We start from the raw sequence: 19,377 nt of genomic DNA, 5'->3' as shown, positions 1-19,377 counted from the left end.
GATGGCAGCCGCATCCTTATACGCCATCGGCAGCGCGAGCATCGCGATGGCGCAGGACGCTGATGCGCAAGACGCAGCAACTCCGGAAGCCGGCACGACTGCTGCTTCGGATGATGTCATTGTCGTAACCGGCTTTCGCGCCTCGCTGGAAAATGCCCTGGTCGCCAAACGGGATTCCAATCTGATCATTGAATCGGTCACTGCCGAGGATATCGGCAAATTTCCCGATCAGAATATCGCTGAGTCGCTTCAGCGCCTGCCGGGTATCCAGATTGATCGCGAAAATGGTCAAGGCACCAAGGTTCGTATTCGCGGGCTCGAGCAAAATCTCACTCTTCTGAATGGTGACCTGTTCGTCAGCGGACAAGAAACATTCAAAGTCGGCGAGGGCAATTTTGTCCGTAACGACTCGCTTGAAGGTGTGCCATCGGAACTGATCGGCGGCGTCGATGTATTCAAGTCGCCCAATGCTTCTCTGATTGAAGGCGGTCTCGGCGGCGTCGTCAACCTGAAGACGCGCAGCGCGCTCGACATGAAAGACGGCTTTACCATCGCCGGTAACGCCCGAATGAACAAGGGCTCTGAAATCGGCGGCTGGGAACCATCGGGAGCGTTGGTCGCAAGCTATAATCTTAACGACCAATTCGGCATTATCGCCTCTTTCAGCTATGATAAAACCAACGACCATCATAATGTGCTCGGAGGCGAAAATCGCGGAAACTGGGCATTTGCCGATGGACGCCGCGATACGGTGACAACACCGACCAATTATTATGCGCCCGAATATCGCTATATTACCGACCGCGATCAATATCGCCGGCGCTGGGGTGCCTCGCTAGGTATCAACTATCGCCCGGTCGACGAACTGGAGCTAAGCGCGACCTATATCCACTCCGACCTGAAGGTGGACACCCGCGAAGCCTCGGCCAAATTCCCGTTCGGACAGGGCGAATTGCTGCAGTTGAGCCCGGATGCCGTGATCGACGCCAATGGCGTTTTGCAAAGCGGCACCGTGCAGGCGAATTCGGCCGAGGTTATCTCTCTGGTGGATGTAACGAACATTACGTCGGACAATCTGCAATTCGGGATCGACTGGGACAATGGTGATAATTTCCGCGTCAATATCGCGGCAAATTATTCAACCGCGGATCTCAATCGCGAAGTGGCCAATGCTGACGTTCGCTATACCCAATATGGTGTTCGTGCGACCGATCCCGGCGGGGCGTTGATCAACGGCGTGCCAGGCAATCCGGCGGCTCCGGCGACATGGGATTTCACCTATAAAAATGGCAAATTCCCGACCTTCGGCTTTGGCGCCGGCACGGCTGACGATTTGTTCACCAATCCGGCAAATGGCTATTTCAAATCGCATTGGGCTTTTGGCGATCGTTCGAAAGTCGACGGTCATTCGATCAAGGCGGATTTTGCCTATGATGTCGACAATAGTGATGACAACACGATAACCCTGAGTGCCGGTTTCCGTTATGGTCAACGCACCGTCGAATTCGGTTCGGGACGTTATCTCGCGGACTATTCCGGCAAGGGTGAACTGGATGCAACGGCGATTCCTGATGCCGATCGGGTGGCAAATTTCCAGTATAACTGGACGCCATATGGGTATTTTCAGGACGGCGCGATCGGTTACAAAATCTGCGACCTGCCCGAGGCCAACAAACCAGCAGCCTTTGCCGGTTGCAGTCGCTTTGGCAACTCTCCGGCTCTGATCACTCCGTTCCAGTCCTTTATTTCCAATCCGGAACGGGTGGAAACGATCGAAAACTTTGCCGGCGGTGGCAATATTCCGGGCAATAGCATTTCGGTGCAGGACCGCGCCCAGATGACCAATGCACTGGCCTGGATACAGGCTCTCTATCCGGACACGCCGTTCAGCTATTTTGAAGATCCGCTGCAAGCCTATCTGGTCAAGGAAGAGACAAAATCTGGCTATGTGATGGCCGATATGGGCGGAACGGATGATCCCTATCATATCAATGTCGGTCTGCGCATCGTGAACACCCGGTTGCGTGTGGACCAGAACCAGCCGGCCAATGCCGATCCCAGCTATTGGGGGACGGATAGCTGGAACGGCGTTTTGCGCGACTTCCAGACGGATACGATCGTCCGCAGCACGACAGATTTTCTGCCGAGCATAAACGCGGTGGTAGACGTGGATGACGGCAAGAAAGTGCGCTTCTCTGCCGCTCGGGTGGTTGCGCGGCAACAGCTGGATGATCTCGGTCGCGGCTTCTCGACGCAATTCACCAGAGATTCCACGGTCGGTTCGCCAACAGAAAATCTGTTTCTGTTCACCAACGGCTCACGGGGTAATGCCGAGCTGGAACCCTTTCGCGCCTATCAGTTTGACCTGGCCTACGAAATGTATTTCGGCCGCCAGGGTCTGCTGTCAATTGGTGCTTTCTGGAAAGAAGTGGACTCGTTCATCGTGACGGAGACCGTTCCGGTATTCGTCAATGATCAGGGCGGCGGTCGACTGGGTCCGGTCAGTCAGCCGGCCAACGGGACCGGCGGCCGGGTCCGCGGATTCGAGGTTGCTGGTCAATATGCCTTCGACTTCGGTCTCGGTTTTACGGCCAACTATACCTTCTCCGACACCAAGACCGACGGTTTCAACGACTTCGACGACAATCTGGCATTGCCGGGCGTCTCGAAACACTCGTTGAACACGCAGTTATACTTCGAGAAAGGCGGATTTGCAGCGCGCGGGTCTTACACCTGGCGGTCAAAGCAATTTGTCGGAAACTTCGGTTTTGGCGATGGCGGTGTGACGCGCACGCTCGGGATATACCAGCGGTCCTACGGTCAGTTTGATGGACAAATCTCCTATGACATCAACGAGAATTTCGGTGTGTTCGTAGAAGGGATTAACCTGACCAAGGCAGACCAGTCCGCCTATTTGCAGTTTCCGGAATTACCGTTCCGTTATGAATCCGGCTCCCGCAGGATTTATGTCGGCGGCAAGTTCAAATTCTAAACTCCCTTGATACGGGCCCGTATTCACAGCGGATACGGGCCCGTTTTTTTGCAAATTTGTTTGCCGGTTCGACAACTGCTAAGGCACAGTCAGGCGGCCGGGAGTGCGGAACACGGTCATGAGTGAAACGCGTCAGATCAGAAAAATCGCTATTGTCGGCGGCGGGACCGCCGGTTGGTCTGCGGCCTGTTTGCTGGGCCGGATTTTCGCCCGCGACAGCACCGAGATCACGTTGATCGAATCATCGGCCATACCGACCATTGGTGTGGGTGAAGCAACGATCCCGCCGGTCTTTGAATTTCTCAAACTGCTCGAAATCAATCCCGTCGATTTTGTCAAAGAAACCCAGGCTACTTTCAAATTGGGAATCGAGTTTCGTGACTGGTTAAAGGTTGGTCACCGCTACTGGCATCCGTTCGGCAACTTTGGCGTCACCATCGATCGTCGGCCCTTCCACCATTATTGGTGGAAGAACGAAGCTCAGGGTCATAAAGGTAACGTGGCGGACTTCTGCCCATCGATTGCATTGGCCGAGCAGAATAAATTCCTCTTCCCGCCAGCGGATGGCCAATTTCCGGGCGGCGCTCTCTCTTATGCATTGCATTTTGATGCCGGTTTGGTCGCCGCCTATCTGCGCCGCATCTCCGAACAGCTCGGCGTGATCCGTCTCGACCGTAAAGTCGAACGGGCTACGGTCGATGATCGCGGTCATATCGACCAGCTATTCTGCGACGATGGCTCGACCGTGTCGGCCGATCTCTATATCGATTGTTCGGGCTTTCGCGGGTTGCTGATCGAACAGAGTTTGAACGCCGGCTATGAAGATTGGACCAACTGGCTGCCCTGCGACCGCGCCGTGGCCGTGCAAAGCGAGGCGGTCGGGCCGCGAACGCCCTATACAATATCAACCGCGCGCGAAGCGGGCTGGCAATGGCGCATCCCGCTGCAGAATCGGGTTGGCAATGGCTATGTCTTTTCCAGCGCTTTCATCAGCGATGCCGATGCGCAGGAACGATTGGTGGGATCGTTGGATGGCAAGCCCTTGGCGGCCCCACGGGTGATCGGTTTTACCGCAGGCCATCGCAAGAAATTCTGGGACGGCAATTGCGTGTCGATCGGACTGTCGGCGGGATTTCTGGAACCGCTGGAATCGACCAGCATTCATTTGATCGTGACCGGCCTCAACCGTTTGCTCGACTATTTTCCCGATCGCAATTTCGAGCCTGCTCTGCAAGCAGCCTATAACCGGGAAACACTGACCGAATACGAGCATATTCGCGACTTTCTGATGCTCCATTATTACTCTAACCAGCGCGTTGGCGAGCCGTTCTGGGATCATGTCCGACAGGCACCCCTGCCGGCCAGCCTCGCGCAAAAAATGGAATTGTTCGAGAATAGCGGCCGGATCATATCACGGCGGCGTGAGCTATTTCACGACCTGAGCTGGTTTTTTGTCGCGAGTGGAATGGGGTTGAAGCCGAAAAGCTATGATCCATTGACCGATATCCCGGATTTCAATGATGTCCGGGATGTTATGGGGCAGGTGAGTGCGGCGGTCGGGCAGCTCGCCAGCGCTGCGCCGTCGCACGATCAATTTCTGGAAGCGCTGATCACGCCAGGGGATCACCGGCGTCCGGTCTTCCACGCACCGTCGGTCAACGGATTCGGGCGCTAGCGGGCATTTGGGCGGCGCGGATGGCAGCTATGGTTGCAAAACCGGCTGTACGACATTGCGACCATTAGTCGTCGGGCGATAGAGGATGATGGTAATAGCGCATATCAACGCTGCCAGGATCATCCCCGGGAGAACCGCACCACCCTTTATCGTCGCGTCGCCGCCTCCCGTCAGGGCAAGGCTCAAGGCGATGATTTGTGGAGCCAGCGCTTGCCCCAGTTTGCGGGCGACATTGGAAAGGGCATAGACGCGAGCGGCGCAACCGGTCCCGTCGGGCGCTGTTTCGAGATTGCGGATGGCGATGGGTACCATCGACCAGAACATGACCGACATGCCGCATGTCGCCGAGATGGCAATCGCCAATAGGACGGTCGCGACCGCCAGTCCGTCGGCATAGAAAATTGTCAGCATCGCCAGCGCCGTGACATGCAGCAGGACCGCCGATATGAGGGTTGTCACCAGTCCGATGCGCGATGACAAGGCGACCCATAACGGGGTTGATATCAGCAAGGCCGCCGAAGGTAACAGGGCCGCCCAATAGCCCCATTGCGGGTGCTGCAAATCACGGTCGAACAGGAACAGGATAGACTTGGCGGTGACGGTCGTACTCAATCCCGCAACGACGATTGTCAACAGCAAGCGGCGCAAACCGCTATTGCGTCCGATTAGCCTGAAATAATGCGAGACTTCCTGAGCTGGGGGCAGGGATGATAACGGTGGCGAGGCAACGCGCTCCCTGACCCCCAGCCAGGTAATCAGGAAACAGGGCTGGGCGAGAATGCCCAATATCAGGGCACCGACCAGAAATGGTGTGTCGCCTCCCGAGGCCAGCGCATAAATCGTCGCCGCCGTCAGCCCGCCTAGTGCTGCTCCCTGCATTCTCAGGCCCGTGAGCTTCAGCTGCTCGGACGGATCATCGGTAATCCGCGCGGTCAGCACCGCGTAAGGAATATTGCCGCAGCCATAGGCGAAACGCAATCCGACATGGGTAACGGCTGCGTAAATCGCGAGATTCAATCCTTCCAGTGGGGGAGACCGAAAGGCCAGCCACAGTGCCACGGCGATCAGCGGACCGCTGAGCAGGACCCATAATCTCATCGGATATCGCGCCGCCTTGCGATCGGCAACGGCGCCAATGAGAGGATCGAAAAGCCAATCAACCGCAGCGCCGACGAGAAAGATGCCGGCCGCAATACCGAGCGGCAAATGCAATATCTGAATATAGAAAAACAGCAGGTAGAGCTCGATCGATTGCCAGACGAGGTTGAAACCCAGGTCGCCTGCAGCGTAGCTCAGCCGTTCGCGACGCCGGATCACGGCTTGGCCATCACCGGCTTGCGGGCGGTGCTGTTGATTGCCGGATAATCAACTCGCACACATGTGTTCCCAGCATGTTGAAAGGTTTTTTCTCGAGCTTTGCGATCAGGGCATCGGTTGCGTCGCGCGCCATATCATATACCGGCTGGTGAACGGTTGTAATCCGCGGCCAGACGATTTGCGCGATCGCACTGTCATCGAAGCCGGAGATGGAAACGTCATCGGGCACATTCAGTCCCAGATCGCGGGCTGCCATGATCGCTGCGGCGGCCATGTCATCATTCTGGGCAAAAATTGCCGTAGGACGATCCGTTCGGTTCAGCAATTTATGGGCTGCCGCGAGACCGGATTCATATGTGTAATAGCCTTGCTCGACCAGATCCGGTGAATGGGACAGTCCAGCGGCTTTCAGAGCTTCCAGGAAGCCGGTCAGTCGCGCTCCGCTGGAAGGGTGGGTCGGATCGCCTTTGATGACTCCAATCCGGGTATGGCCCAACTCCAGCAGATATTCCGTCATCTTCCGCGACGCTTCGATATCGTCGGTTGTCCGGCAGGGGCCAATATCGAGCGACTGGGTCGGCGCAATCCGCGCAAACGGAAAGTCATATTGGCGGAGTTCACTCAAAATTCCGGGATGGTCGGAAGCTGGCGGAGAGAGGATGACGCCATCGAGCGCGGCCGCGCGCAAGACGCTCATTATCTTTCCCGAGACCTCGACAACCGATTGCACGGGTAACACGAGCAGCCGGTATTTCTCTCCGTGTAGCCGGTCGAGAGCGCCGTTCTGCAATTCTACAACATAGTTGGGGCTGGGGTTCTCGTAGATCAGACCCAGCAGGTAAGACCGTCGTCCGACCAGACCGCGGGCCATGATATTGGGGTGATAGTCAAGCTCGGCCGCTGCTTTCAGAACCTTGTCCCGCAATATTTTGCGAACATGCGGCTCGTCGTTGAAAACTCTGGAGACCGTTTTTGTCGAGACATTGGCTGCTGTCGCGACGTCAATGATCGTGGCCCGCTTTCTGGAGTCTGACATTATGCGGGCAATCTCTCGTTGATCTTCCAGCTCCTCGGCGCAATATCCAACATATGCAGACCCCGGGTTTCTAGGTTCTTTTTGGCTGTTTTGCAACCAAATCAGTCCGATCCACCATAAAATTGACAACGAAAGTCATATAGGCTGGCTGATTCATAAAATTGAACAAGGGACAGGGGCAATGATGTTCACAACAAGATATCACATCCCGATGGCGGCGGATCGAAACGGTACCGCGGGTGCATCAACTGCCCGAAAAACGCAGCGACCATTTTACATGGTGCCATTTGCTCGACGCGGATCATGATGGGTTTGGAATGGGTGCATTACTCCGGTCCTGTAGTGCCCGAAAAAATGCGAATGACGTTGATCGGCCGCTGCTTCTATTGCCTACCGGTATGACCTATATTCTGGTTGGAGACCTTCCGGGCGAGCCGGTCAGCGCGTCTGCGTTGTTTTTTTTCGAGGATTTGGCGGCTCGCTTCGCCCAGAACGACGGTGTCTGCCATGACCGCGCCGCGTTTGCCGATAGGACGGTCTTTCCCCGTCGTTGAATCCTGGAACGTCTGGCGTTCCGTCTCCGCATTTATTTCCGCTCCGATCAGAACCGAATAAGCTGACAGGAACAGCCACATCAGGAAAATCACGACCGCCGCGAGCGATCCATATGTAGCGTTATAGTCGCCGAGATTGGCGGCATAATAGCCGAAACCTATGGTGATCAACAACCAGAGCAGAGTTGCCACAACTGACCCCAGAGAGAGCCAGCGCCATTTTGCGGGCCGGCGATCGGGCGCATAGCGGAAGAATAAGGCAAAGGTCAGGCTGACCAGAAAACCCGCCATCAACCAGATCGCCAGTTTCAGAAAGACCAGCACGCTATCGCCGAGATAGCCCTGCAGGAAATTGCTGATATAGGTGAATAGCGAGATTGCGATCATACCGACAATCGCGACCCCCGCCATGCCGATGGTAATTTGCGCGCCAACCAGCGTTGTCATGAAAATATTACGTGATTCATGTTCTTCATAGATGATATTGAGCGCTTTCATCATCGCGTTTGCCGCTCGCGTCGCGCCATAGGTCGAGACAAACAAGGCGAGCGCCAGGCCCAGACCCTGCGCGGCCTTGTTTGTGTTGACGACCGACAGCAACTGCTCGCGCAGGATGGTAAGCACGGCAGTGGGTAGGATGGCAGACAATTGTTCGATGCTGTCGGTAACCGTATCGGGGTCGCCGACGAGGCCATATAGCAGCACGATGACTGCGATCAGTGGCACAAAGGCGAGAAAAGCGAAAAATGCAACGCCGGCCGATAGCAACGGCAGATTGTGGAAATCGTTCATCACATATAGGCGCTTCAATATTGCCCACCAGGCTCTCAGCGGGAAATGGAGCGGAGACCGGGCATTTGCTCCGGGAGTCTGTGCCTCGATATCGCTCAGGTTGAGATTCTCATCAAACCGGTTGTTTTGCGCTTTGTCATCGTCATGCTCAGCCATCATCGGGCCGCCTCGTTTTGCCTTTGGATTGCTTCGTCCGGTTGTCCTGCGGACTCGATGATTTTATCCGCCTTGCGTCCCTCGGCCAGATGTTCGTTGACGCCGGCCTCGATCGCCTTGGCTTCTTCGTTCAACTGATCAAGATTATCCTGATATTTTTCATCAAAATCTTTCTCGCAGGCGCTCAACGATAGTAGCGAGGTTGCCAGAAATATTATTCGTCCGCGCATCAATAATCCTTCCGGTATCGCACATTGACGTTCGAGCCGCCAAAGCTGCCGACCGAGCTTAGGACGGACAAGGCAGGCGTCAGGCTGATTTCCAGCTGTGTCGCGGTGTAGCCACGGGCATCGGTGACAATTTCGACATAGATATCATTGGATATATATTGGCCGGCAGCAATTGACGTACTGCGACCCGTGTCTTCGTCTGCACCTAATATGCGGAGACGATCGATGCCCACAGAGGACTGCAGCACACCAAGCGGATTAAGCCCGCCGCCACCGCCACGCAGGCCGTTGAGGGACGATGCCAGTTGCACGGCTTGAATCGGGGTCAATTCGCCGATCGAATTGCCAAATAATATGCGCGCCATAATCTCGTCCTGCGGCAGGCTGGGCGTTGAACTGAATGCGATTTCCGGATCTTCGGCGCTGCCCGTGATATTGATGTTGACGTCCACGTCATCCGCTTCACCGCTTGCCACGAGCTTCAGGGTCGGGTTGGTCATTGAACCCCCGTTAAAGCGCAGTTGCCCCGATTGCAGATCGAATGATCGACCGGCAAAGCCGAGTGTTCCGCGGATCAGGTCAATGCCACCGGTCAGCACAGGCTTGCCGGTGGTGCCGCGCACCTTGATATCGGCGGACCATTCGGAATCGAGTCCCATTCCGCTGACATAAATCTGGTTGTCGGCCATCAGGTCGATATCCAGCTTCCAGTTGCCGGGAACTCCGCTGATCGGATCGGCATCGCCGGTGATTTTCTTGCGACCCAAAGCAGGCTTGCGTCTTACGCCTGTAAGCGTTGCGACTTTCGCCGAACCTTCATACACGATCTTATAACGCGTTTCGGGCAGGCGAATTCGACCGCGGATCGTCGCGGGGGTCGTCGCATTGTTGACGACCTGAATCGCTCCAGTGGCGGATGCGGCAAGATCGCTGCCTTTGGCGAGCGTTGCATTATCCAGATCGAGTGCCAGTTGCAGCGGATAGCCCTTGGCGGAACTCAGAGAGACAAAACCCTTGCCGCTGATCGTTCCCTCTCCGGCATTGGCGGTCAACTCGGTAACCTCGAGCCGGTCATTGGTGAATTCGCCGCGTATCTTCATATTGGTGAGGCGGGTGCCATAGGCGTTATTCTCGTAAACCAGTTTGTTCGCGCGGACGACACCGGTCAGCACCGGTGCCTGTACCCGGCCGGAGAAATCTGCGGCCACGCCGATCGGACCGCGCAAATCCTGATCAGGAAGCGCCGCGAGCGAAAACAAGGTGCTGGCCGGTCCATTATAACGCAGACCTCCGGATAGCGGCGCCGCAAGCAACCGCGTCGTCCATGACCCGGCGGCGGGTGGAAGCGGCGTCAGGTTTACATGCATCCGGCCGATAGCGGCACCCCTACGCCGGAATATTGCCCTAGCATTCCCGCCATCAGCCAGCAGCCGTCCGACAAAGTGCAGATCGACTGGCTGAGATACCGACGCCAGACTGGTGCGGGTGAAATTGTCGATCCGCAAGCGCGCGTCCGCTTCCGGAAAGGCGCGGGGCGAGCTTTGGGAAAAATCGAGGCTGCCGGTGGCTGTCCCTCCGAGGCCAAGGCCGGGCATCATCGGGTTGATGAGAGCCAGATTGACGTTGTTCAACCGGCTCTGGATATTGAGGCCGCGCCCGTAATCCCCGGCCAACTGGATACTGCCTTTCGACAAGTCGATGGTCGTTGGCAGCAAGCTATATTTGTCGCTCCCCGGAATAATCCGCGCGGCTTTACGGGTTTTAAACTGGACGCCATTGGCTCGCCCATCAAGCGCCACTCGCCAAAGCTCGGGATTGAGGACGGCGTTTGCCGCAAAACGGAAAGGAACCTGATTTCGGCCCTCCGCCATGATTTTTGCTGTACCCTGTCCGGCGCGATAATCGATTTTTGTTCGCGCCGCAGCAATTTGCAACTCTTGCATTTTCAGGCCCTGGATCTGGACATCGGCGATGATCTGCGGCTGGTCGTAAAGAATGATATCCGCATCGATGATCGCCCGCTCGATCGCGAGGCCGGCGGGACCGGGCAACAGGGTGTTGACGGCGGTCGCGTCGATGATCGCGCGCTGCTTGCCACTGAAAGCGCTGAGGATCACATTGCCCTCTATCCCGGAACCACTGGCGGCCAGTTGCCCGGAAAAGGGACCGGCCCCGGTCTGCCGGATCCGTCCGGTCAAACCGACGCCGGCAAACCGGGTTCCCTCGTTCACGTCAACGGTCAGCGGTCCGCTACCCGCAAGAATATCGACATTGGCGTCAAATTGTCCGTAATCGCTATTGCCGTCAGCGACTATGGCATAACCCTTTGCATTGCCCCTGATGGTCGCAACAACATTGTTCATGCCTACGCCAAGGCCAGGGCGCGCAGCGGCTATTGTGGCAACCGGACGGGCAACGCTGCCGCTGACTTTTACGCCAATCGGGCCATATTGGTCGGAGACGCCCTTGGCTGCGAAACTGATCCCGCCAGACGGCGTATAGCTGCCACTGCCTTGGGTCAGCCGGAAAGATGGAGCGGCGACGTTCAGGCTGCTGACCCGGGCGATGCCGTCAGTGTCATAGGATAGTTTGGCGACTATCAGGCTGTTGCCGCCGAGAAATTCGCGAGCGCCGTCGTTGAATATCTGGCTCGACCGCGCGCGGACGGTGCCGGTCAATGCAAAGGCGCCATTGCTCCCGGATTCCAGGTCGATATCGCTATCGACATTGAAGACACCCACGCTTTCGACCCGGTAGCCGTTGATGCGCCCCTTGAGGCCTCCGGTATAAAGTCCTTGATTGAGATCAGCAACGACGACCGCTGTGGCGTTGATCCGGTCCGAAACAATCTTGAGATTGTCGGATAGCAACCTGCCATTGGCATAACCGAAGTCACCATCCAGCCGGACATTGGTAAGCAATGCGCCGACGCCTTCGTCGAGACCGGCAATCCGTTGGGCCCGCGCCTGTAAAGGAATGCGCCATTCTTCTTCTTCCAGCTTCACATTGCCGCTGGCGCGCAGGCCGATCACCGACGTCTCATCAAAGCCGATCCGCGCTGCATTGATGGTATATGCGATAGTGGGGGCGGCGAAATCGCCGTTCAATATCATATTGGCGGCAACGCCCGCGCCATTTAAATTGGCCGCAATCACCGATGGTCGGAGCAGCCGGAAATCAACGTTAAGGTCGCGTAGCTCATTGTTGCCCAAATCTACGATACCGTCGGTCGCCAACACGAAATTGTCACTGCCGATCTGTCCCTTGATGTCGAACTTCCGGTCCGCACCGGCGGCGGTAAAATCGATATTGGTGACAGGTTCCAGCATATTGCGACCGGGTCCGGAAACAAACAACCCGGGACGCGCATCACCGCGCACAGTGAATGTACCGTTCCGTGCAGATATGGCGATGTCGGCGAGCATATCCCCGCCGCTTTTGCCTTTCAAGGCACCGTTCCATTGGGCCCAGTCACCCTTGCCGTTCAGCGCGAGGTTCATTGGCTGACCAGTGCCGGAGATACCGGCTACCAGTCCATTTGCCGGAGCATCCAGATTGAGCGCGAGGTCGAGCTTATTCTGTTCAGGCACGGCGTCGATCCTGAATGTCAAACTGTCGCCGCCAGCGATGCCGGGCCTGGCAAGCGTCCGGGCATCGCCGGTTAGAAGGGCGCGGGCGTCGGCAATTTTGACATCCGCAGACACGCTAAGCACATGGCGTTCGCCGGTTATTGCCTTGGCAATATCCAGCTCGCCGACCTCCAGTGTCCCGACATCTATATTGAGGTCGGGCAACAACGGGCCTTCGGAAGAAGTCGGCAGCAGTTCGGGGAGGCGGAGCAGGCTAGCTTTCGGTATGATTAGCGAGCGAATATCAACATGGCTGCCGATGAAAGCGAAGGGTCGCCAATCCATTCTGACCGCATCGGCAGTAGCGAAAACACCTTTCGGATCGCGGATTTTCAAACTGGCAATTTCCATGTCGCCGTAAATGGAACCGTCGATCTTGCCGACCTCCAGTTGCATGCCGTTTTCAAACTCTAGAGCTTCAATCTGCTTTTCGACAAAGCGGTGTCCGCTGCTGCTGTCCAGCCAGAGATAACCGGCGATCAGGATCGCCAGAACCAGCCCGAACAATGTCCCCGATCCGATCGCGATCTTCTGAGCCAGACTCCTCTGCTTGTCTGGCCCGTCCAGGGTTTCGGTCTCCGTCATCAGAATGCCTGACCGATCGAGACATATACCGATACCTGCGATTCACCCGGCTGCCGGTTTATAGGGGTGGCAACATCGACTCTCAGTGGTCCGAAATTGGTGTAAAAGCGCCCACCTATGCCGACCCCATAGCGTAAATTGTCAAAGCCGGGAGTCGAGCTCGTATAGACTTGACCTGCATCGACAAAACCGACGATCCCGTAATCACCAAAGCGATAGCGGACTTCCGCCGCCGCTTCGACCAGGCTGCGTCCGCCGATCGGACGGTCTTCGATGTCTTTGGGCCCCAGCTCCTGATAGCCAAAGCCGCGCACCGATCCGCCACCGCCAGCATAATAGCGCCGCGAAGGTGCGATCAGTTCCCGATCCGCGCCCGCGATAGAACCGACGCGTGCCCGGCCTGCGATGATGATGCCGTCATCGACCTGGTAATAAGCGGTTCCTTCCAGAAGGCCGCGGCCGTAGATTTGCGCGCCGCTGCCAAGCGACGCTTCGGGGGACAGTTTCGCCGACAGACGGAAGCCTTGCGTCGGGTCAAGCAGGTTGTCCGTTGTATCAAATGTTACCTGCCCGGGTAGAGCGGCGACATAAAATGTGCGTCGATCCCTTTCGCCGGTTATGAAATTGAAATCCTGTTCGTTGGACCCCAGAATCTCGAAGCCGTAGCTATACGTTAAACGTTTTTGCCAGATTGTCGTGCTGTCATAGGAAATACGTCCGGCTAGCCTGCCCGTAAACGCTTCATAAGCTTCAAAATCGCTGTGCAGGGCGGACATGCCCAGTTCGACCGTTCTGTCGCGACGACCGGCATTGCTGCGCCGAAAGGTTAAGGATGCGCCCTGTTCCTGGGTTCCGGCGACCCCGCTTGCGATCACCGCGCCTTCAGGCGGGAAAAAATTGCGGTGGGTCCAGCTGCCTTCCAGACGGAAACCCTGCCCGGTGCTGTAGCCGGCACTGCCTGCCAGGGTGCGCGGCGGCCCTGACATCTGCTCGACATTGATCGTCGCATATTCGGTCCCGTCCGGCGCCATTTCTCCGCTCGCAGTCGGTTTGACGGAGACGATCGAAAACAGACCGGTAGCGATCAGAGCCTTGCGCAGATCATCGACCATGCGGCTGTCGTAAAGTGCACCTTTCTCAAATCGGCTCAGCACGCCAATATGATCGGCATCAAAAGCGGTTGTGCCGGTGGTGACAATTTCGCCATAGCTGCTGCGCGGGCCGATATTGACGGGCAGCGTATAATCGCCGGTTCCGGTTTCGGGGTCGAGCAAAATATCCCGCTGTCCGGTTTCGGCGAAAGGATATCCCTCCTGTGGCAGAACCACTGCAATATTGGCTTCCGCGGCCAAGACCCGCTCGGCAACAATCGGTTCGCCCGTTTTGGGTATAAAATTGCGAGTGATCAGGTCATCGGGAACAACGGCATCGGCTTCAAATGATATCGTGCCCAGATTATAACGTCTCCCGGGTTCAACCTGGAGCACAACGGTCAGCTTCTCGCCTTCGGTTTCAGGAAGCTCGAGCGCTCCGTTCACCGATACGTCAAAAAAACCCTGACCGGTCATGATGTCGACCAGCAATTGCTGATCCTCTTGCATCCGGGCAGAAACCATTGCGCCGTTCGCAGCCTTGCCGTCAGCCTCTTCGAGCGCAGAGAGGTCTTCAAATCGCCCGCGGATATCATCGGCACGGATCGGACGGATGTCCGCCTTGCTAATTTCATCAAGCGATTCGAGGCCATCTATCCGGTAATCATATCGCAAGGACGCGGACGTCTCGCTGTCATCGGCTTCCGTATACTGGCTCTCGTCGAATGGCTCGACATCAAAACTGTCGATCGGTGTCAGCGGATTGTCGATTTCAGGATCATTGACCGGCGCGTCGGCAATCAACTCGTCCGGATCGGCATCTTGCAGCGCAGGCAACGTCGATACGCCATCCTCCGCATCTTCCAGCTGAGTCTCGCGTTCCAATCTTTGCTGTTCGGCATCCCAGTCTTCGACGCTTCCCATGGGGGCATCGGGATTATCATCAATCGACGGGATGGTCGCATCAAATTCCGAATCGTCGATGATCGGCGCTCGCCGGTCGGTTGGCGATAAAGCGGCTTCGGAAGCTTGAGCCAGAGCGGCCGTCGAACTAAAGCCAGATAGCGATAAAATTGCGGTGACGGCGGGGAACATGTTCTTATTGCGCATTCTGGCACCGCACCTACTTGAACGCATATCAGGGATGAAATGCTTTGATATTATTTGTTAAAGCGAGGTCACCGCAGATTTCTGCAAACCATAGCTTCACTGACATTACGTCTGGACCGTCGACTGGTTCCCTGTCGATAACATATTTGGATGCAGCGACGATTTCCTAGCGTGCCATTTACTCGACTCGGACCATGATAGGATGGCGGGACACGTCACTAAATATACCCCTTAATATTTTTCTCAGAAGCTGGCGCTGGCGTAAAAATGCAAAATCGTCAGATTAGCGGACAAGATCGGCCAAGGTTTGGCGCGAAACATACCTATTATCCGGCTGTTGCGAATGTGCGCAAATGAAGAGGAAGCCGTCATCGTGATGCGCGACAGCTCAATGTCCACTCGTCATTCCTGATCTTTGACTGTTTTGCCCGCGCAAGAAGGTCGGTTTCCCGGTAAATGACTGTAATGGTGCGGTCGAGAAGACTCGAACTTCCACGGGGTATTAACCCCACAGCGACCTCAACGCTGCGCGTCTACCAATTCCGCCACGACCGCACTGTCTCTAGCTTGGGACACTTGTGTCCCGGGTAGGCGCGAGCCTCTAGCAAAGGGGTTGGGCAGCCGCAACAGATATTCGCTGCCATGTGTCTTGCCTGTTAACCGGGGCAGTGATTTTGTCCCGTAACCGCACAGCAGAAGCCATTGTGGCCGTTACGTCCGCAGAAACTTCGACGAAGGAGTCTGTTAACCTTTTATTGACCTTGTCCGGACCAGCTCCATTGCGTTCTACTCTGCGCTATGGACAGCCTGCTTCTCATTTTTCTTTTACTCGGTTCAACGCCGGGCGTATCATCTGATGAGCTGGCAAGCCCCCGTGCCCGCGCGCAAGCGGTGGCGAGCGCGACCATCCTGCGGGGGGAAGAGATTCATTTGGGAAAGCTGGCCAGCAGGGTTGCAGCGAAGGACAGCAACAATATCTTCCAGATCGCTACGATACTATCTGCTGGCAAGACGGCTGGCGTGGGTGGCCGGACAATCGAGCTTCAGGAATTCCACTAACCGGTTTGTCCGGTCTGGCCCGTGCGGGTGACTATTCCCTGATTTCGTCAGCCCATCCGACTTCCAGCTGGCTGGCCGCGCGCGGCACATCAAGCTTGGCTTCGTTGAAATTTATCTTTGCCCCGGGCGAAAGCGATTGCGCCGGTGCTTTCATTTTCCAGCTATAGACGATCCGGCCCCCGGCATCACGCAGGATCACGAGCATTGGCGGAACCGCCTGGTCGGTTTTGGTCGGGTTGATGATCGTGCCGCTGGCGGCAAAATATTCGGTACCGTCCGGCAGCGTCCGGCGGTCCTGTTTCTGGCTCAGCTCAATGAGCAGCGGGGTTTCTTCGGCCGAGGCGAACTGATAGTCGGAAATCCATTGCGGTGGTCCGAATATGAACAGCGCAGCGCCTGCCGCCAGAACGACAGAAGCGAAAGCTACGGCGGCGATAGTCCATAATTTTGCCGGATTCCGGCGGGGCTTGAACGGTGGCTCGTGCGCGAAACTGCTTGTTTCTGCGGCATAGTCAGGTGTGACGGAAATCGGTGGCGGCGGGGTCGAACGACTGACCGGAGAGGCTGGTGCCGAGGGTGCCCCGGTCTCGTCAGCGACGGGTTGCGGCTTGACGACCGGGGGTGTTTCTCCGGAGGCGTCCGCGGTGACCAGTTCTTTTTCCGGAATCGCGGCTTCCTGAAACCAGCTGTGGCGACAGGACGCGCAGCGTACCGAACGGCCATTGATACCAATGGCGCTGTCGGGCACGAGATAACGGGTTTTACAAGCCGGGCAGTTCAAAATCATGACACAACCTCTAAACACGCCATGACGCCAAACTGCAAGTGGCTGCATGGCTGATTTGAGACCGAAGCCTTTTTTTTCGCGTTTTCCCGCAAAATAGAGTCGCGCCGAGGATAGCGGAGTTGATTTGGAAGGTCTTCCCGGCCTATTGGTTGCGGGGCCGCGCAATATTTGGCCAGAATATTGGAATGTAGCATATAAATGGACGAAATTGTTCGATTTGAAAATGTTGGTCTGCGCTACGGTACGGGCGCGGAAACCTTGGCTGATCTCAATTTCACCCTCTACCCGGGCAGCTTTTATTTCCTCACCGGTGCGTCGGGAGCGGGAAAAACATCGCTGTTGAAGCTGCTTTATCTGTCACAGCGTCCCAGTCGCGGCGTGATCCGGCTTTTCGGCGAAGATGCCGTCACCATGCCGCGCGAGCGCCTGCCCGGTTTTCGGCGCCGGATCGGGGTGGTCTTTCAGGATTTCCGTCTCGTTCCGCATCTTTCGGCCTTTGACAATATCGCGCTGCCGCTGAGGGTGGCGGGTGTCCGCGAAAAGGATCTCGAGACGCCGGTGACGGAGATGCTCGAATGGGTTGGTCTCGGTGACCGGGCATCTGCACGGCCAGCGACATTGTCAGGCGGCGAGCAACAGCGCGTGGCGATAGCCCGGGCGGTGATCGGCCGGCCGGAGATATTGGTAGCCGACGAACCGACCGGTAACGTCGATCCGGAAATGGCCATCCGCTTGCTGCAATTGTTCGAGGCGCTCAACACGCTGGGCACAACCATCGTCGTGGCGACCCATGATATCCATCTGCTCAGCAAGATACCCGGCGCCCAGATGATGCGGCTGGAAAAAGGCATGCTGGCCGATCCGACCGGGTCGCTGCGCCATCCACCGCTGCCCCAAGACCAGACGCAATAGGGCGCAGGGGGCATGTTCAAATTCTTTGTCATTCCGGGCCATGACCGGCGGCTGATCCCCGAGGGTCGCTTGTCCGGTCCGATGCCCTGGGTCATAGCGATCATGATTTTTCTCACGGTTCTGGCCGCAGCGGCCGGCCTCGCGATGACCCATGCGATCGGCGATGTGTCGGACGAGCTGTCGAGCCGGGCGACGGTGCAGATTATCGAGGCCAATCCGCAAGTCCGAAGCCGTCAGGCCGACGCGGTTGCCGGACGATTGCGCGCATTGCCGCTTGTCGAAGAAGTCCGGGTCTTGCCGCCCGAGGAGATCGAGGCGCTGATCGAGCCGTGGCTGGGGACGCAGAATCTGGCGGATGATATACCCCTTCCCGCGCTGATCGATGTGAAACTCGCCCGCGCAGCGACCGACGCCGAATATCAATCGCTGCGGAGCACGCTGCAATCGATTGCGCCAAATGCCCGCGTCGAGCCGAGCAGCGGCTATATCGCACCGGTGATTTCTCTGGTGCGTTCCTTTCAGTGGATCGCCCTTGGTCTGGTGGGCCTGCTTGCTCTCGCGACGGGTGCAGCCGTTATCATTTCGGCGCGATCAGCCCTCAATACCCATACCGAGACCATCGCGGTCGTGCATTTGCTGGGCGGTACGGATCAGCAAATCAGCCGTCTGTTCCAGCGGCGTATCGCGCTGGATGCGCTTCTTGGCGGGTTGATCGGCCTGGCTGGCGGTGCGGTGATTATCTGGCTGATCAGCGGACAATTGTCCGCGCTTGGATCCGGTCTGGTGCAATCGGTTGGTCTCGACTGGTGGAGCTGGTTGATAATTGCTGTCATTCCGATATTGGGAATGTTCCTTGCCATGGTGACCGCCAAATTAACAGTCACCGGCGCCTTGAAAAAGATATTGTAGACCCGCTGGATGATTTTGCGCTTTTTCTCTTTCCTGATCCTGTTGTGGATCATCGGTTTTGCCTGGTTTGCCATCGATTTGCCGCGCCCGGCGGACGATGATGCGCATACCGGCTCTGTGGTCGTGCTGACTGGCGGGGCAGGCCGTATTGACCGCGCGCTGGATATACTTGAAGCAAAAACAGCGGGCAGGCTTTTGATCTCCGGCGTAGACCGGGATGTGAAGCCTGCGGAGCTGGCAGCGGAATATGACCGGCCGGACGCTTTGTTTGATTGCTGCATTGATCTCGGCTTTCAGGCGGTGGACACCCGCTCTAATGCGCTTGAAATTGCCCGCTGGGCGGCGAGGCGGGGCGATAAATCGGTGCGTCTGGTGACCTCTGACTGGCATATGCGGCGGGCCCGACTGGAACTGGAAAGAGCGATGCAGCCGGATGTACTGATATTGTCCGATGCGGTGCAGACGCAACCATCGCTACGCACGCTGTTTACCGAATATAATAAATATCTGATGCGCCGTCTCGCGGCATTGGCAGGCGTCTGA

13 protein-coding genes and 1 tRNA gene are annotated in these 19,377 nt (G+C 56.9%); 6 read left to right on the top strand and 8 right to left on the bottom strand.

The window, feature by feature from the left end:
* Position 1 precedes the first annotated feature (1 nt).
* Positions 2-2,992, top strand: a complete 2,991-nt coding sequence (locus AAC060_RS01045) for a TonB-dependent receptor (protein WP_339821866.1) — start codon at positions 2-4, stop codon at positions 2,990-2,992.
* A gap of 118 nt (positions 2,993-3,110) precedes the next feature.
* Positions 3,111-4,667: a tryptophan halogenase family protein gene (locus AAC060_RS01040; protein ID WP_339821863.1), complete on the top strand. Its 1,557-nt coding sequence runs from the start codon at positions 3,111-3,113 to the stop codon at positions 4,665-4,667.
* Positions 4,668-4,694: 27 nt separating this feature from the next.
* Here AAC060_RS01040 and AAC060_RS01035 read toward each other — a convergent pair whose 3' ends face one another.
* The 7 genes from AAC060_RS01035 to AAC060_RS01005 form a co-directional block, all read right to left on the bottom strand.
* Entirely contained in the window at positions 4,695-5,984 is a 1,290-nt protein-coding gene (locus AAC060_RS01035; protein ID WP_339821860.1) for an MFS transporter, read from the bottom strand.
* Positions 5,985-5,994: 10 nt separating this feature from the next.
* On the bottom strand, positions 5,995-7,020 hold the full coding sequence (locus AAC060_RS01030; RefSeq protein ID WP_339821857.1) for a LacI family DNA-binding transcriptional regulator: 1,026 nt from the start codon (positions 7,018-7,020) through the stop codon (positions 5,995-5,997).
* 383 nt (positions 7,021-7,403) lie between these two features.
* On the bottom strand, positions 7,404-8,525 hold the full coding sequence (locus AAC060_RS01025) for a YihY/virulence factor BrkB family protein (RefSeq protein WP_339821854.1): 1,122 nt from the start codon (positions 8,523-8,525) through the stop codon (positions 7,404-7,406).
* Positions 8,522-8,752 carry a hypothetical protein gene (locus AAC060_RS01020; RefSeq protein WP_339821851.1) on the bottom strand — a complete coding sequence of 77 codons (231 nt, stop codon included), beginning with the start codon at positions 8,750-8,752 and terminating at the stop codon, positions 8,522-8,524. Before AAC060_RS01020 ends, AAC060_RS01025 begins: the two co-directional genes overlap by 4 nt.
* Positions 8,752-12,966, bottom strand: coding sequence for a translocation/assembly module TamB domain-containing protein (locus tag AAC060_RS01015; protein WP_339821848.1), 4,215 nt, complete (start codon positions 12,964-12,966; stop codon positions 8,752-8,754). Before AAC060_RS01015 ends, AAC060_RS01020 begins: the two co-directional genes overlap by 1 nt.
* Positions 12,966-15,167 carry a BamA/TamA family outer membrane protein gene (locus tag AAC060_RS01010; protein ID WP_339821846.1) on the bottom strand — a complete coding sequence of 734 codons (2,202 nt, stop codon included), beginning with the start codon at positions 15,165-15,167 and terminating at the stop codon, positions 12,966-12,968. The genes AAC060_RS01015 and AAC060_RS01010 overlap by 1 nt, the downstream gene beginning before the upstream one ends.
* A gap of 466 nt (positions 15,168-15,633) precedes the next feature.
* Positions 15,634-15,722: transfer RNA gene (locus AAC060_RS01005), tRNA-Leu, on the bottom strand.
* Positions 15,723-15,965: 243 nt separating this feature from the next.
* Between AAC060_RS01005 and AAC060_RS01000 the strand changes: the two genes are divergently transcribed.
* Complete coding sequence (locus AAC060_RS01000) at positions 15,966-16,226, top strand: hypothetical protein (protein WP_339821844.1); 261 nt, start codon at positions 15,966-15,968, stop codon at positions 16,224-16,226.
* 31 nt (positions 16,227-16,257) lie between these two features.
* Here the strand turns inward: AAC060_RS01000 and AAC060_RS00995 are convergent, their stop codons facing one another.
* Positions 16,258-17,013: an MJ0042-type zinc finger domain-containing protein gene (locus AAC060_RS00995; RefSeq protein WP_339821841.1), complete on the bottom strand. Its 756-nt coding sequence runs from the start codon at positions 17,011-17,013 to the stop codon at positions 16,258-16,260.
* 198 nt (positions 17,014-17,211) lie between these two features.
* On the opposite strand from AAC060_RS00995, the gene ftsE reads away from it, so the two are divergent.
* The 3 genes from ftsE to AAC060_RS00980 are packed head-to-tail and all read left to right on the top strand — an operon-like array spanning position 17,212 to position 19,377.
* Positions 17,212-17,925: a cell division ATP-binding protein FtsE gene (ftsE, locus tag AAC060_RS00990; protein ID WP_339821838.1), complete on the top strand. Its 714-nt coding sequence runs from the start codon at positions 17,212-17,214 to the stop codon at positions 17,923-17,925.
* A 12-nt stretch (positions 17,926-17,937) separates the two neighbouring features.
* Complete coding sequence (locus AAC060_RS00985) at positions 17,938-18,834, top strand: FtsX-like permease family protein (RefSeq protein ID WP_339821835.1); 897 nt, start codon at positions 17,938-17,940, stop codon at positions 18,832-18,834.
* Between the two features lie 9 nt (positions 18,835-18,843).
* Positions 18,844-19,377, top strand: a complete 534-nt coding sequence (locus AAC060_RS00980) for a YdcF family protein (RefSeq protein ID WP_339821832.1) — start codon at positions 18,844-18,846, stop codon at positions 19,375-19,377.

This window comes from uncultured Parasphingorhabdus sp. (genome assembly GCF_963975555.1).
In the GTDB taxonomy this organism is placed as follows: Bacteria; Pseudomonadota; Alphaproteobacteria; order Sphingomonadales; family Sphingomonadaceae; genus Parasphingorhabdus.
This window is presented reverse-complemented; position numbering and strand designations above follow the sequence as displayed.

What these genes read in the sequence shown, in the direction of transcription:
- AAC060_RS01020 (WP_339821851.1), bottom strand. Translation starts at nt 8,752, where the DNA reads ATGCGCGGACGAATAATATTTCTGGCAACCTCGCTACTATCGTTGAGC.
- AAC060_RS01010 (WP_339821846.1), bottom strand. Translation starts at nt 15,167, where the DNA reads ATGCGCAATAAGAACATGTTCCCCGCCGTCACCGCAATTTTATCGCTA.
- AAC060_RS01015 (WP_339821848.1), bottom strand. Translation starts at nt 12,966, where the DNA reads ATGACGGAGACCGAAACCCTGGACGGGCCAGACAAGCAGAGGAGTCTG.
- AAC060_RS01045 (WP_339821866.1), top strand. Translation starts at nt 2, where the DNA reads ATGGCAGCCGCATCCTTATACGCCATCGGCAGCGCGAGCATCGCGATG.
- AAC060_RS01040 (WP_339821863.1), top strand. Translation starts at nt 3,111, where the DNA reads ATGAGTGAAACGCGTCAGATCAGAAAAATCGCTATTGTCGGCGGCGGG.
- AAC060_RS01000 (WP_339821844.1), top strand. Translation starts at nt 15,966, where the DNA reads ATGGACAGCCTGCTTCTCATTTTTCTTTTACTCGGTTCAACGCCGGGC.
- AAC060_RS00980 (WP_339821832.1), top strand. Translation starts at nt 18,844, where the DNA reads ATGATTTTGCGCTTTTTCTCTTTCCTGATCCTGTTGTGGATCATCGGT.
- AAC060_RS01030 (WP_339821857.1), bottom strand. Translation starts at nt 7,020, where the DNA reads ATGTCAGACTCCAGAAAGCGGGCCACGATCATTGACGTCGCGACAGCA.
- ftsE (WP_339821838.1), top strand. Translation starts at nt 17,212, where the DNA reads ATGGACGAAATTGTTCGATTTGAAAATGTTGGTCTGCGCTACGGTACG.
- AAC060_RS00995 (WP_339821841.1), bottom strand. Translation starts at nt 17,013, where the DNA reads ATGATTTTGAACTGCCCGGCTTGTAAAACCCGTTATCTCGTGCCCGAC.
- AAC060_RS00985 (WP_339821835.1), top strand. Translation starts at nt 17,938, where the DNA reads ATGTTCAAATTCTTTGTCATTCCGGGCCATGACCGGCGGCTGATCCCC.
- AAC060_RS01025 (WP_339821854.1), bottom strand. Translation starts at nt 8,525, where the DNA reads ATGATGGCTGAGCATGACGATGACAAAGCGCAAAACAACCGGTTTGAT.